The following is a 14,301-nucleotide window of genomic DNA, read 5'->3' as shown; positions in this document are numbered from 1 at the left end:
TCCCGGCTAACTGTCCGTTTCACCCGGACGATAGGGACCGGGCTGAAGGTTAGGCGTTTGCCGCTGTACATTGATATTCTTGTTGAATTGAGGCCGCTTTTCCATCATCCAAAAAGGTGATCTCCAGAGGACATCTTTCAGCTCTCGCTTTTTCAAAGGAGCTAAAGGCTGTAAATAAGTCTCTCCAAAGGATCGGAGTGAACACAAATGAATAATCATGACTAACACTCCCAACATGATACCCAGAATACCAAGTGTTCCGGCTAGAAAAATGAATGGAAAACGAAGATACCGGAAGGCATATCCTACAACATATCTTGGGACCAGGAAAGAAGCAATCGCTGTTGTTGCCACCACGATGACCATTGGTGCGGATACCAAACCGGCCTGTACGGCTGACTGTCCGATCACCAAGGCACCGACAATACTTACGGCAGCTCCAATTTGATTGGGCAGCCTGACCCCCGCTTCACGAAGGGCTTCAAGCATGACCTCCATCAGTATAACTTCCACCAAAGCCGGATAGGGCACGCTCTCCCTTGCACTGGCAATGGTTAAGAGCAATGTGTCAGGTATCATCTCCTGATGATACGTAGTGATGGCAACATAAAGGGAAGGGAGTAATAGTGAGGCTATAATAAGGACATATCTCATCCACCGGACAAGTGTGCCAACGATATAGCGTTCGTAGTAATCATCCGGCGCCTGCAACATGGAAAAAAACGTAACGGGAGCAATTAAGGCATGAGGAGTTCCGTCGGTCAGTATTGCTGCACGCCCTTCCAGCAAATGAGCACTCACTACATCCGGCCGCTCCGTTGACAGGATCTGCGGAAAAGGAGAATTTGGGTTATCTTCAATCATCTCTTCAATATACTCACTTTCCAGTACTCCATCGATGTCAATTCTGTGCAGCCTGCTTTCCATCTCCTCTATCAATTTTGGCTCAGCAATCCCTTCAATATAGGCAAGGATGATGGCCGTTTTCGTATATCGTCCAATTCTTATCTTTTTTAATTTCAGCGCCGGGCTTTTAATGATCCTGCGAAGCAATGAAGTGTTTACTTCAAGTGACTCTATAAACCCTTCGCGTGGCCCTCTGATCACCTTTTCTGCATCCGGTTCCTCAATAGCCCTTTTTTGAAATTTTGTAAGACCGAGTGAAAAAGCTTTATCTGCACCGTCCACCAGTAAAAGGACATTTCCGGTTGAAATTGCTTTAATACAGTCTGACAATTGGTCGATTTTCTCTAACTTTGTTGAGGAAATGGTATTTTCAATGAGCGAAATCATTGATCCTTTTGGCTTTTCGCTGTTTTTCTTCAACAGCGACTTCAGAATGTCTCCATCCAGCAGCTCCAGATCCGTAAGGCCCCCAATATAGATGACCATGCCAGAAACATGTCCGAAAAAGGTAAAATCTCTAAAGACAACATCGGAGCAGTCCGCATAGATTGACCGGAGTGCCTGTTCGTTTTCCTCCAGGCTTGTTGCCAGTCTTTCCTGCAGATGGGAAGGCGGTTGCTCTTTTTGAACAGGACTTGTTTGATTGCCTTTTTTTCTTAGCAATTTTTGCACATTTCGTATCAAGCCTGTCCCCTCCGTTCCAATGTCTTCTTTCCTATCGTTCTACAAAAAGCCCTTATTATTCAGATAAAATGGCGGTTTTTACAGTTTTTTTACGTTCCACATGAGGGAATCGACTCCTTTAGAAAAATGAGCAATGGGCCTCTCATCCGCACGGATATTTAATGTTGATAAAAGTGTGTTTTTGCCAATCTCTATTTCTGCTTTTTGCAGCGGCCATGGCTGATGATGGATATCTCCGTGATAGAGATCCTGTTTATTTTTGGTGGTGTAAAAGCAATATTTCTCAGTGAGAAAATGATCCAGCGTTCCCTCTTTCGGAAAAAACACTTCTGAAGCCGGAGTACAGCTTCCTTCGAAAAATACAGGCTCATATTTGCGGGCGTTCGTATAGGAAATGACGGAGCCTGTCTGCTGAATCTGAACATCCGCCGTATGATACGGCAGCCGATACCACTTTTTTGCGATATTCAGGGAAGCCCAGTCTCCGACGTCCAACGTAATGAAAAAGACACCCGGCTTCCCATTATAACGGACATATGTACGAACATTCATTTCGGCAAAGGGAGGGATTACAGAAAGAAAGGGTATCCCGCGAAAGTAAATCCCTTTCATCCAAAAAGCCACAATACCGATCCAGGCAGAGCCTTCATATGTATCGATCACGACGGAGGATGGAAGAAGCGGCTGCAGCTGGTTCGGATGGACCGGCCAATGGAGAAACAGCGCATTTCGCCATGACTGCCGCATGATCCAATTGTTCGGCGGAAGCGGAATTGGACGGTGGGCGGTTTCTTTGTATAAGTCCATGATCTTCCCTTCCTTTCCAGCGTTTACAATTAATGTGTGCAATGGCCGGTAATCTATACCAAGCTTCATTGGACATACTTTCTTCCCTTCTGAGGAAGAATACAAAGACAAATTCGAAAAAGTTTGGAGGACAAGTATGTGGCTCAAATATTGTCCTATATCACCTTTGTGCTAGTTGTTCTCATGTTTATCGGAATGTTATTTGGACTTTTGTTCTGGCGTTGGATCGCAAAAAAAGTGGTTAAAGGGAGTACAAAAATTCTCTTCTCCGACAGCTACCAGGAGAACCTCATTGAACTGCTTCCCGGCCTTAGGCACATTGGCATTCAGAATGTCCTGGAAAATAATCTGCGTTCAGCTACAGGGGATCTGCTGCACCGCCCTCTTGGCTCGTCCAAAACCTGGCCGCATTTGGATACCATTACATTTCTGCCTGCACAGACTACTCCATTTCCGGTTTCAGGTGAAGAAAATGTAGATGTCAGTGTTACGATTGGACCCAGGGCCAAAAAACCAATGACAATTAAAATTCCGTTAATGATCAGCGGCATGGCCTTTGGCGTGGGACTCAGCGAACAAGCCAGGATTGCTTTAGCCGGTGCAGCCAATAAGGCAGGCACAGCCATCAATTCCGGTGAAGGCCCCGTTTTGGATGAAGAGTTGAAAGCGGCCGGAAAATACATTCTTCAATTTTCCAAAACGGAATGGGGAAAAGAAGAAAAGTTGATTAAACAGGCGGACATGATTGAAATTAAGCTGGGGCAAGGAGCTAAAATGGGGATGGGTACAAAAATTTCTCCAGAAAACTTGACTGGCAAAGCCCGGGAGATCATGAACTTAAAAAAAGATGAAATAGCAGTCATCCATGAACATTTTTTTGACAATCAGACTTTAAAGGATTTGAAGGAACTCGTGAAGGAATTGCGCGACCTATCAGGCGGCGTGCCTATCGGTGCAAAAATTGGTGCTGGCGGAAAAATTGAAGAAGACATCGATCACCTTCTGGAAATGGGTGTTGATTTCATTGCGGTGGACGGCGCACAGGCAGCCACCCACTCTGGTCCTCCCATAATGGCCGATGATTTTGGTATTCCAACTTTGCATGCGGTCGTAAGGGCAGCAAACCACCTGACAAAAAGAAAGATGAAAGGACGGGTCAGTTTGATTGTCTCAGGAGGGCTCATGGTACCGGGACACTTTTTAAAAGTATTGGCACTCGGAGCTGACGCAGTCTACTTAGGATCGGTCATGTTATATGCCGTTTCCCATACTCAGGTTACACGCGCCCTCCCCTTCGAACCGCCGACCCAAATCGTCTGGCATGAAGGAAAACACATCAATCAATTCAAGGTGGAGGAAGGAACCCGTTCTGCAGAAAAATTCCTGACCGCCAGCATAGAGGAAATGAAAGAAGCTCTGCGCGCCATGGGAAAGCGATCATTAGATGAACTCTCCCGAAAGGACCTGGTTTCCTACGATGAACTGACGGCAAGGATGATCGGTATACCGTTTACGTTTCGGGAATGGCCGGTAAAGAAGAAATAATTTAGGGAGGTACTTTCAGTTCAAAAGTTTTTAGTGTGAAATGAATGGTTCAGGCGAGAAAAAGTAAGTAAATTACGCTTTTCTCGCCCGATCATGTTCCGATCTGCTTTTGAACTGTAGAAGACTAATCTATTCATCACTGAAAGCCGGATTTGATCAGATTGAGAGTTCTGCCGTCAAATTAACACATTCCCGCTTTGTGATTTCTCTGCATGTATATGCAATGGCCTCTTTCTCATCAATTTCTCATTTTCTTATCAGAAATCCCTCATATTCAGTAAGTAAGATGAAATTAGAACAAAGAGGAGGGACAGCAACCATGATGAAAAGAAAATTGTTGACTGGAACGATTGCGGGATTGATTGTTTTAGGCGGAGCCATCGGAGTAGGTGCAGCTTCAAAATCAGATCATACTCATGCAGCAAAAAAAGCAAACTTTATTACAGATGAAGAAGCAAAGAAAATCGCATTGAACCAATTTGGAGGCAAACTAAAAGAAATTGAACTGGAAAAGGACGATGGCCATTACGTTTACGAGATAGAATTAGTGCTGGAGGACCAAGGTGAGATCGATTTGGACATCCATGCGGTGACAGGTGAAATTTTGGAGGCAGACAAAGAGGACGATGATGAAAATGATCATCCTGCAAGTAACAATTCCTTCATTTCCCTTGAAGAAGCAGTAGAAACAGCCTTGAAAGATACACCCGGAGAAGTGAAAGAGGCTGAATATGATGATGGTCACTATGAGATTGAAATTAAAACTGGAAAAAATGAAGTGGAAATCAAAATAGATGCAAACAGCGGGAAAATCATTGGGAAAGAAGTAGACCGGAAGGATGACTAAGTAAACAGAACGAGCCAAGAGTGCTTTAAACTAAACTTCTCAGATTGAATTTAGCAATGAACTTTTGTATGAAATGTAATTAAGAAAACCAGATTATCTGTGTATTTTTATGCATATGTATCATGAGGCTTCTATGGTCAGCACGGCAAACTCATAGCTTGCCTGGCATAGGGGCCTATCATGGTCACCTTTCCACATAAAGCCCTGGTTATTCATAAATGAATGTAAACCCAAAATTTCCAAATGAAACCGCTATTTATATGCCACATACACTCAGATTTGTTCAATTTCCTCTTAAGTACTCACTTATTCAAAGCATTTCAAACGACGAATGATTGGACTGATTATTGATATTTTGGGCTAGATGAAAGCTTGCGGAAATATAGGGGTAGAATAAGCACTCCGTTTATATTTCCAATTTTCTGCCTGTATTTTGCTTAATAATAACCAAGTGATAAAGAAAGATAATAGCCTATAATGCCCAAGTTCAATCCCTATATAAGCTGATTCCCCAACCTTTTTATGCAATCACCTCTTCATATGTCTCTTTTCCCTTCAAATGACTTTGCTACACACGGTTTCTAACTAAAAATCAAAAGAACCGATGCAGTTTGTCTATGATAACCCCCAACGAGATATTTAACAGCATATTTTCCGGAACTTTCTTATAACAACGGCATATAGTGGTTACATCTACTTACCCAGACTGAGAGAAAAGTCAATCCGAATAATACATCAGGAGGAAAAATGTAGTGGATTATAAAAGTTATTTGGCTCAAGGATTATATTTACAAGGAATACCTGTTAACGAAAATGAAATACACCATATTTATAACATACTCTCTATAATCAATCAGGCGGAAGCACCGCTAAAAAAACTTCCAAGTCTTAACTTTGAAAACCCCATAACCATTTTTGATAAGGAGTTGTTGGTGCCATGACTGATTTAGCGTACTTACCAGCAACAGAACTATCGCCACTCATACAAACAAGGCAGCTGTCCCCTGTAGAATTAACAAAACATCTATTAAACCGGATGGAGAAAATCGATCCTATCATAAATTCGTATATTACAAAACTAAATGAGTTAGCCCTCAAGCAGGCAAAAGAAGCAGAAAACAGCATTATGCAGGGTCAATATAAGGGACCTCTCCACGGGATACCAATCGGCATCAAAGACAATTTTGAAACAAAAGGGATTCGGACTACTTCTGGGGAAAAGATTTTTGCAAATTATATCCCCAATAAAACGGCAACAACAGTAAAAAAACTATTAGGATCCGGCGGAATTATGTTAGGAAAGCTAAACATGCATCAACTTGGGCTTGGTTCAACCGGGATTAACCCGACTTATGGTGCTGTACGAAACCCTTGGAACACGCATTATATGACAGGTGGATCAAGCAGTGGCAGTGCCGCCGCGTTAGCCGCGGGTATGGCAACGCTTGCAACTGGAACCGATACGTGGGGTTCTAATCGGATACCTGCGGCTATGTGTGGCGTTTACGGATTAAAGCCTACAATTGGGCTTGTTAGTACCTATGGGATTGTCCCGACAACCCTTTCCATGGATGATGGAGGCCCATTCGCACGGTCAGTTTCGGATTTGGCGTTAATGCTTAACTCCATGGCAGGCTATGACCCCAAAGACCCTCTAAGCCTGAATGTACCTTTTAAAGATTACACCGCTAATCTAGGTAAAGGGATCAGAGGTTTAAAAATTGGTATTCCTACTTACTATTTAGAGGGATTAGAACCAGATATAGAAAAACTCTTTACCCATGCGATATCAACCCTAAAGGCTTTGGGAGCAGAAGTAAGAGAAATAGTGATGCCAGAATTATCTTTGGCAACATTTTCTGGCTACGCGACTGCAACAGGAGAAGGTGCCACCATTCATCAACAATGGCTACAGACTCATTTACAGGATTATGCAGCTGACAGTCGGGCTCTCCTTTTATCCGGTTCATTGCTGCCTACACCAAAATACCTCAGAGCCCAGCAAGCCCGAAGAAGGCTAACAAAGGCATTTAATGAAGCCTTTAAGGATGTTGATACCATATTAGGCCCAACTACCCCTATCACGACTCCCGCATTCAGTAAGAATTGGGTTAGTCAAAATTTGGAAGTCGTAAGAAACGGTTTGCCATTTACTGTCCCTGCCAATTTAACAGGAATACCGAGCTTATGTGTTCCAATGGGACTCGATTCTAAGGGACTTCCTGCAGGTATGCAATTGATTGGAAAACATTTTTCTGAACAATTACTATTTCAAATGGGGTATGCCTGGGAGAGTACAAATCCGTTGAGTTATCGAACTAATCATGCTGAGGTTTTTAACTCTTGAGCACATATCCGAATTTCAGTAAAAGCAGCCTGTTAGGCGGCAAGTCACAGGCTAATACCTTTGATTGGTAACTACCTGTTTTTTACTAAAATACAACTGACTTTCAAAATAACGTATCCATTTCTTAAATGTCCAAAAATTACCTTTTAAAAAGAAAATAATGTATTCATTATAAGGAAAACTAACTATGTATTTCACTATATGGAGGTAACTTTATGGACAAACAAATGAATTATGGCAGTGATTATAAGTACATTCCTACAACTTCGGTTGGAAGCGGCGTGGGTATTGAGGTACTGCCAGACATTTTCTGTCATACTGTACAAATCGTTAATATTCACTTGGTAGGGGACCCAAATACAAAAGATTTTGTATTGGTTGATGCGGGAATGCCTGAGTCCGCGCAGGAAATTATCTCAGCTATTGAGAACCGATTTGGACAAAACAGTAAGCCTAAGGCAATCATTTTAACTCACGGTCATTTTGATCATGTTGGAGCTGTGGTTGAATTAGTGAAACACTGGAATATTCCTGTTTATGCTCATGAGTTAGAGCTTCCTTTTTTAACAGGAAAAATGAGTTACCCAGAGCCGGATCCAACGGTTGAAGGTGGTATGGTAGCAAAGATGTCACCCATGTTCCCGAACGAACCAATTGATTTGGGAACGAACATCAAACCGTTTCCCGCCGATGGAACGGTACCTCATATGGCAGGATTTAAGTGGATTCATACTCCTGGACATTCTCCTGGGCATGTTTCATTGTTTAGAGAAAGAGACAGGGCTTTAATCGCAGGGGATGCTTTTGTTACGGTTAAACAAGAATATCTCTATAAAGTTTTAACCCAAGAGCAGGAAATTAGTGGACCTCCAAGGTATTTAACAACAGACTGGAATGCAGCAAAAGATTCGGTTAAAACTTTGGCTTCGTTAAAACCAACTGTAGCTGTTACTGGTCATGGACTACCAATGACGGGTGAGATACTAACAGATAATCTTCAAAGGTTAGTTGAAAACTTTGATGAAATCGCTAAACCTGATTATGGAAAGTATGTAAACTAGGCTAGATATTTCGTTAAGTATCCAAACTTGATTAATTTACCGAAATTAATACCAAGGGAAAACTCATAGCTTTGCTGTGTTACGAAAGGATAAAAGCCCTAAGAGGAACTTTTTTATCGTTTTCTCTTGGGCTTTTTTCTACTGCTTTTTGAATCGATTTAAACATGCAGGGGGCTTGGACTGGGAACAATTATTGCTTTCACCTTCAGATTTTATCTAAAGATTATGTCCGAAAAACATTTGCTGTGGGTACACTGGATGTGTACGTTTCATAGGAAAGTGGATAAAATTTAATTGATTTTTATTGGGTTAGGAACAACGGAATTGTCTTTTCTGAGATCCGTTAAGCCCTCCCCTTTCCTGCAAACCCTTGTTGTTATTTCTGCCTTTCTCCGATTCGCCCATTTTCTGTAGGCAGATTGGGGCTTCCTTAACCCTAACTCGCTCCTTTCCTAAAAAAGGTTAGGTTTGATACTTATTTTATATTAAAAGCGATAGGTCAACCAGCTTATAATATAAAATCACTTCATTTAATCTAACCCTTTGTAATTTCATTCAACTCGTTTTCGTATCCCTTTAAGTTACCAAAAATCAATAAACTACATTCTATTCCAAAAACGATGTGTACTAATGGCAGTGATAAAATCCTTTTCGAAATTAGGGTTATTTTCCGAAAAAACAACGCCCTCCAGGTTATTATTTTTAGACGTTCTTATAAAAGATTGCCCAGTGGTTGCAACACCAATTGGTTTAAAGTGTTTATAGGCCTCATAAACAAATTCCCGTATGTCTTGCATGAATTTGGCTTGATTCTGAGCTTTTCCGCCAACCACGTAAAGTGCATCGTAAAGAACGGAATATTTAGTAAGAAACGTTTCGTTTACCTCTATTTCAGTTCCGTCTAATCCGGTAACAAAGCCAAGTTGTTCGCCTATAATATCCATAAATACCCCGCTTTGTTCTAAGGAATTTAAAGTATTTTTTACTTCGCTGCCATTAAAGCGATTACCAATTAGAACCCCCACTTTTTGTGTAGCAGCTGAATGCGGTGTATTTAACTGGCTAAGGGATGGGTAGCTTGCATCAACAGGTACATGCGGTCCTTTAGGCGGATTTACCCCTAATTTCTCTGCTAAAACAGTTGCCAAACGTATATCTACATTTGCCCACATATCAACATTTTGCTGTCTGACCGATTTACTTTTAACATACTGAAGATGATAAAGAAGACATTCTGTAAGGTCTTCTCTCTCAATGGATGATAAACTGTTCCAAAACATTCTTGGCTGTGAAAAAAAGTCCGTAAAGGAGTCACTTGGGATTTCTCTTGTAATGTGGCCGTCCACTTCCTCTGGTAAATGGACATAGCCTCCTTCTTCCGGAGTTGCTTCGGCAGGTGTGTTTCCAGCTAATGAATTGTTATGAAAATGTACGGAATCCACATCAATCCGGTACCTCAGATAACTGTCTCTCAAGTTATAATTTGTTTTGACAATCGGTTTATTTACGGGTAGTTCTTCAAAATTAGCAGAATGATGACGGTGCAATTCGGTATCCCGATACGCAATCGCCCTGGCCTGTAAAACAGGGTCATTCGTGAAGTCGATTCCTGGAACTACATTCGCAGGGTCAAAGGCAGATTGTTCTCCCTCGGCAAAGAAATTATCAATAAGCCGATTTAGCGTCATCTTACCGATAACTTCAAGAGGGACGATTTCTTCCGGCCAAAGTTTCGTATTATCTAAGACATCAAAATCATACTTAAATTCATCTTCCTGACTAATCAGCTGGATGCCAAGTTCATATTCAGGGTAGGCACCTTTTTGAATCGCTTCAATTATATCTCGGCGATGGAAGTCGGGATCAACCCCTCCGATCACATTGGCTTCATCAAGCAGCAAAGAATGAACACCTAGTTTAGGAATCCATTTAAACCGGACGAAAGTACCTTTTCCTCGTTCATTCACAAACCAAAATGTATTAATGGGCCAGCCTGCCATCATCCGCCAACTTCTGGGACGGCCCCTCATGGACATCAGCCACATCACCATATGGGCGCTTTCCTGGTTGTTTGCGACATAGTCCCAAAAGTTATCATGTGCCGTCGTGGCCTGCGGAATTTCATCGCGCGGGTTTGGTTTTGCTGCATGAACGACATCCATAAATTTCATTCCATCGGCAACAATAAAGACAGGAAATTGGAGTGATAACATATCGTAATTTCCTTCTTGCGTGTAAAACTTTGTAGCAAACCCTCGGATATCTACAGCTGTGTCTTTCGATCCTTTACTTCCTTGGAAAGTAGAAAATCGAACATTTACGGGAGTTTTACGTCCTGCCTTACCAAGGAAATGAGCTCGTGTCACATGTTTCATTGGTTTATAGGCCTCAAAATCTCCATACACATTAAACCCTCTTGCATGAACAACTTTCTCCGGTATTCTTTCGCGATCAAAGTGCGTCTGTTTTTTATAATAATGAAAGTCTTGTAATAGTGTTGGTCCTCGTTTTCCTGCTCTTAATGTTGTTCGGCTATTAGAAACTCTTGTACCATGGTCATCGGTCATCTTCTTGCCGGGACCTGTATTTTTATGACGGTATTGTTCGAGTTGTTCATCTTTCTTATCAACAGGCTTATTTCTGGAAGGTGTATTTTCCATGTCCATAATATCACCATCCTACGCGGATAGATTTTAAGTACTTTTATATACATATTTGACAAAAAGTTAATCTATACCTAATTCTAAATTAGCGCCCGTTAATCGAGAGTTACAGTTTTTTTTCAGAACCCTGTATCCCATAATGACTGTCTTAAGCCAGTTAAGCTTTAAAGGTCAGCTGTCTTTAATCAGCTGGCCAAAAGTTAAAAAACAACCTTAAATAGTTTGATGTAAAACTAAAGATAGGGCAGTTACATTGATCCATAATATTTATCCCACAGACTGTTGGGGGTGGCTTTTCTGCCATCCACCCAAGTTTTTCTCATACCTCTTAAATGCTTACTCACCGCTTCCCTGTGGTATAGGGAACATAGAGGTGATAAAAAACAATGGATTATTTGCAAATTACCCTTAAATTAATTATTGGGCTTGGCGCTCTTCTTGTGGTGACCAGGCTTCTCGGAAAGAAAGAGATGGGACAATTTACTCCATTCGACTTTATTTATGCTCTTATTTTAGGAGCGCTCTTGGAAGAAACCATTTATGAGCATAAAACGCCGGTTTGGCAAATGCTGTTTGGCATTGTGGTTTGGGCTGTGTTAATTTATACAGTAGAGGTGCTTGTCATGAAAAATGAGAAGCTGAGAAAGTTGCTAAAGGGCAGTTCATCCAGACTGATGAAAAATGGTAAACTGGACCTCAATAAAATGAAGAAAAACCATATCGAGATGGAACAGCTTCGCACGATGCTTCGGCAAAAGGGAATTTTTTCCCTGGAAGAAGTGCGTGATATCTATCTTGAAACCAGCGGGAACATCAGCATTAAAAAATATGCAGACTTTGAACCTCCTACAGCAGAGATATTGAAGTTGAAGGTTTACGATGAGGATCCGACAATACTGCTGGTGGATGAAGGCAAAATAGAGGAAGACATGCTTAAATTTATTGGAAAATCCAAAGACTGGCTCCACAAACAGCTGCAGAAAGAAGGATATTCCAGCATTGATCATATTCTGTATGCAGAATGGTCTGAAGCAAAAGGTTTTTTTGTAAAAACCTATTCATAAAGAGATTGAAAAGGATGTAAACCATGGATCAATATATTGTCATCGGTGCCGGAATTTTTGGTGCATCAACCGCCTATCATCTGGCAAAGACGGGAGCGGAGGTAACGGTCATTGACCGTAAAGACCAAGGACAGGCAACAGAGGCGGCTGCCGGGATTGTATGCCCCTGGCTGTCACAAAGGAGGAACAAAGCCTGGTATAAGCTGGTAAAAACAGGGGCAGCTTTTTACCCTGGACTGATTTCCGAATTGGAAGAGGCCGGGGAAATCCAAACCGGCTATGTCAGAGCCGGCGCCATCAGCCTGCATACCGACCGGGAAAAATTGCTCGAGATGAAGGAAAGGGCGGTGACCAGACGGGAAGAGGCCCCTGAAATCGGTGAAATCCGATTGTTGGACCCGATCGAAACACGTTCACTGTTTCCCCCTTTGGCAGAAGAATACGGCGCCGTGTATGTAAGCGGGGCTGCCCGCATTCAAGGACATGCATTAAGGGATGCTCTATTGCGTTCAGCGAAACGTTTGGGAGCAAAGGTCGTGTACGGTGATGCGAGGCTTGTATTGGAAGGAAAAAAAGTGGCCGGCGCAGAGGCCAATGGCAACTTTTATAAAGCTGACAAAGCCGTCATTACGGCGGGGGCCTGGATTCAAGAGCTGATGCAATCCATTGGAGTAGACTTTCGTTCAAAAGATTTGAAAGCCCAGATCGTCCATATGGAACTGCCCGAAACCAGGACAGACAACTGGCCCGTGATCATGCCTCCAGGGAGCCAGTACATCGTTCCTTTTGAAGATGGAAGAATTGTAGCCGGCGCCACCTATGAAAACTTCACTCATTTTGATCTGCGCGTTACAGCCGGTGGAGTGCATGAAATATTGGAAAAAGCCTTGAGCGTGGCTCCCGGACTTGCGGATAGCACAATCTTGGAAACAAAGGTTGGCTTCCGCCCCTATACTCCTGAATCCACTCCGGTGGCAGGAGAGCTGCCCGGCTTTGAAAATATTTGGATCGGAAACGGATTGGGGGCAACCGGCCTGACCGCTGGCCCTTATCTGGGATCCGAGCTTGCGCGGCTGGCACTGGGAGAGGAGCCGCTGATGGACTTAAGTCTGTATAGGGTGGAGCGGGCGTTGGGGTGAACACCTTGACTGGAGTGTTAAAGCAAGCAGCGGGGGCTTTTTCCAGAATAAAGCTGCTCCTGCTCTATCACATCCTCCATTTCTCTGATGAGCAAGTTACTTTTAAACAACACTGGCGATGTATATTCCTCCGGCTTTTTTATTAAAAAAGAAAAAACGTACAATGTTCTGCACGTTCCATATTAAAAGACTATAGCCAAAAAATTCCAATGATGACAAGCGCCCCCAAAATAATTCCGCCTACCTGACCGACCATTGCCGGAGTAACGACGGGCTTTGGCGTAAAAAATTTAATATCCTCGATATCTTGCTCAAGTTTTTCCATTTTTGTTCTCATTTCTTTTATTTCTTTTAGTAATTCTGTATTTGTTTCTTCCCTTGCCTTCAGCTCTTTCAATTCATTCAACAACTGCAGGGTTGAGTCTTCCTTTTCCATATGTTCTTCCTCCCTTTTAACAATTGATACGAACTCGTTCGTTGAAGGTTTCACTGTTTCGATTACTTTACGCCCAAAATGACAGAAGCCTTGTGCTTTTTCTTTCCGTACCTGTTGATCATCACATGTGTAAATCCGCAGTTTTCCAGCCATTTCTTTATTCTTGTATCTGTATACTTTTGGTAGATCTCCCCTTTTCCTGTCCGAATCGTTATGGCCGCTGTCCCCTTCTTCTTTAACACTCTATAAATCTCTTTTATATTTGATTCGGGATGATCCCAAAAATAAATGCAGTGGATACTGTAAACCTTATCAAAAAATTCGTCGGGGAAATCCAATTTCCCTCCATCACCTACTCGAAGATCGACAGTTCCTTGATGAATCCATGTCTTGTTTCTCCTGGAAGCCACTTCAAACATTGTGCTCGAATGATCGACGCCAAAAATTTTTCCATCTTGAATTTTTTCTGCTGCCAAATTCGTCGCCTGGCCTGTCCCGTAACCAATTTCCAGCACTTGATCATCCGGCTGGACATTAAGATGTTTTATTGTTTCAACATGCTCTGCCTTATTATATAGATCCATCGTCCAGCCAAAAAACTTTCCAACAGCCCCTGCGGGTTTTCCAAACTGCCCCAAGTCTCCCAACCGATTGTCCCCCTCTTTAAAATTTTCATCTGTATCTGGTAACTCCAGTTAATCGGACAGCCGGGCTGCAGTCAATAAAATTTTATAAAAGTTGAAATATATGAAATTCAAGTCCCTGTACCACGTAATCAGTATCCGTATGATAGACTATGAGA

12 protein-coding genes are annotated in these 14,301 nt (G+C 42.3%); 7 read left to right on the top strand and 5 right to left on the bottom strand.

The window, feature by feature from the left end; genetic code table 11:
- Window positions 1-6: 6 nt before the first annotated feature.
- The gene (locus ACFSCZ_RS06585; RefSeq protein ID WP_380773026.1) at window positions 7-1,590 is read right to left on the bottom strand and encodes a spore germination protein; all 1,584 of its coding nucleotides are present in this window, start codon (window positions 1,588-1,590) and stop codon (window positions 7-9) included.
- A 78-nt stretch (window positions 1,591-1,668) separates the two neighbouring features.
- On the bottom strand, window positions 1,669-2,397 hold the full coding sequence (locus tag ACFSCZ_RS06580) for a YqjF family protein (protein WP_380773025.1): 729 nt from the start codon (window positions 2,395-2,397) through the stop codon (window positions 1,669-1,671).
- A 138-nt stretch (window positions 2,398-2,535) separates the two neighbouring features.
- On the opposite strand from ACFSCZ_RS06580, the gene ACFSCZ_RS06575 reads away from it, so the two are divergent.
- From ACFSCZ_RS06575 to ACFSCZ_RS06555, 5 genes are all read left to right on the top strand, one after another.
- Window positions 2,536-3,942: an FMN-binding glutamate synthase family protein gene (locus ACFSCZ_RS06575; protein WP_380773024.1), complete on the top strand. Its 1,407-nt coding sequence runs from the start codon at window positions 2,536-2,538 to the stop codon at window positions 3,940-3,942.
- Window positions 3,943-4,261: 319 nt separating this feature from the next.
- Complete coding sequence (locus ACFSCZ_RS06570; protein WP_380773023.1) at window positions 4,262-4,789, top strand: PepSY domain-containing protein; 528 nt, start codon at window positions 4,262-4,264, stop codon at window positions 4,787-4,789.
- 752 nt (window positions 4,790-5,541) lie between these two features.
- Entirely contained in the window at window positions 5,542-5,730 is a 189-nt protein-coding gene (locus ACFSCZ_RS06565) for a hypothetical protein (protein ID WP_380773022.1), read from the top strand.
- Window positions 5,727-7,136: an amidase gene (locus tag ACFSCZ_RS06560; protein WP_380773021.1), complete on the top strand. Its 1,410-nt coding sequence runs from the start codon at window positions 5,727-5,729 to the stop codon at window positions 7,134-7,136. Before ACFSCZ_RS06565 ends, ACFSCZ_RS06560 begins: the two co-directional genes overlap by 4 nt.
- Before the next feature lie 215 nt (window positions 7,137-7,351).
- Window positions 7,352-8,197, top strand: a complete 846-nt coding sequence (locus ACFSCZ_RS06555; RefSeq protein ID WP_380773020.1) for an MBL fold metallo-hydrolase — start codon at window positions 7,352-7,354, stop codon at window positions 8,195-8,197.
- Between the two features lie 599 nt (window positions 8,198-8,796).
- Here ACFSCZ_RS06555 and ACFSCZ_RS06550 read toward each other — a convergent pair.
- Complete coding sequence (locus tag ACFSCZ_RS06550; RefSeq protein ID WP_380773019.1) at window positions 8,797-10,863, bottom strand: catalase; 2,067 nt, start codon at window positions 10,861-10,863, stop codon at window positions 8,797-8,799.
- Window positions 10,864-11,246: 383 nt separating this feature from the next.
- Here ACFSCZ_RS06550 and ACFSCZ_RS06545 point away from each other — a divergent pair, with 383 nt between their 5' ends.
- Together ACFSCZ_RS06545 and ACFSCZ_RS06540 are read left to right on the top strand one after the other, a co-directional pair.
- Window positions 11,247-11,924: a DUF421 domain-containing protein gene (locus ACFSCZ_RS06545; RefSeq protein ID WP_380773018.1), complete on the top strand. Its 678-nt coding sequence runs from the start codon at window positions 11,247-11,249 to the stop codon at window positions 11,922-11,924.
- 23 nt (window positions 11,925-11,947) lie between these two features.
- Window positions 11,948-13,063, top strand: coding sequence for an NAD(P)/FAD-dependent oxidoreductase (locus ACFSCZ_RS06540; protein WP_380773017.1), 1,116 nt, complete (start codon window positions 11,948-11,950; stop codon window positions 13,061-13,063).
- A gap of 190 nt (window positions 13,064-13,253) precedes the next feature.
- Here ACFSCZ_RS06540 and ACFSCZ_RS06535 read toward each other — a convergent pair whose 3' ends face one another.
- Window positions 13,254-13,499 carry a hypothetical protein gene (locus tag ACFSCZ_RS06535; protein WP_380773016.1) on the bottom strand — a complete coding sequence of 82 codons (246 nt, stop codon included), beginning with the start codon at window positions 13,497-13,499 and terminating at the stop codon, window positions 13,254-13,256.
- A gap of 62 nt (window positions 13,500-13,561) precedes the next feature.
- A complete protein-coding gene (locus tag ACFSCZ_RS06530; RefSeq protein ID WP_380773015.1) occupies window positions 13,562-14,146 on the bottom strand; it encodes a class I SAM-dependent methyltransferase in 585 nt (194 codons plus the stop codon).
- Window positions 14,147-14,301 lie beyond the last annotated feature (155 nt).

The organism is Siminovitchia sediminis, assembly GCF_042680885.1.
In the GTDB taxonomy this organism is placed as follows: domain Bacteria; phylum Bacillota; class Bacilli; order Bacillales; family Bacillaceae_C; genus Siminovitchia; species Siminovitchia sediminis.
This window is presented reverse-complemented; position numbering and strand designations above follow the sequence as displayed.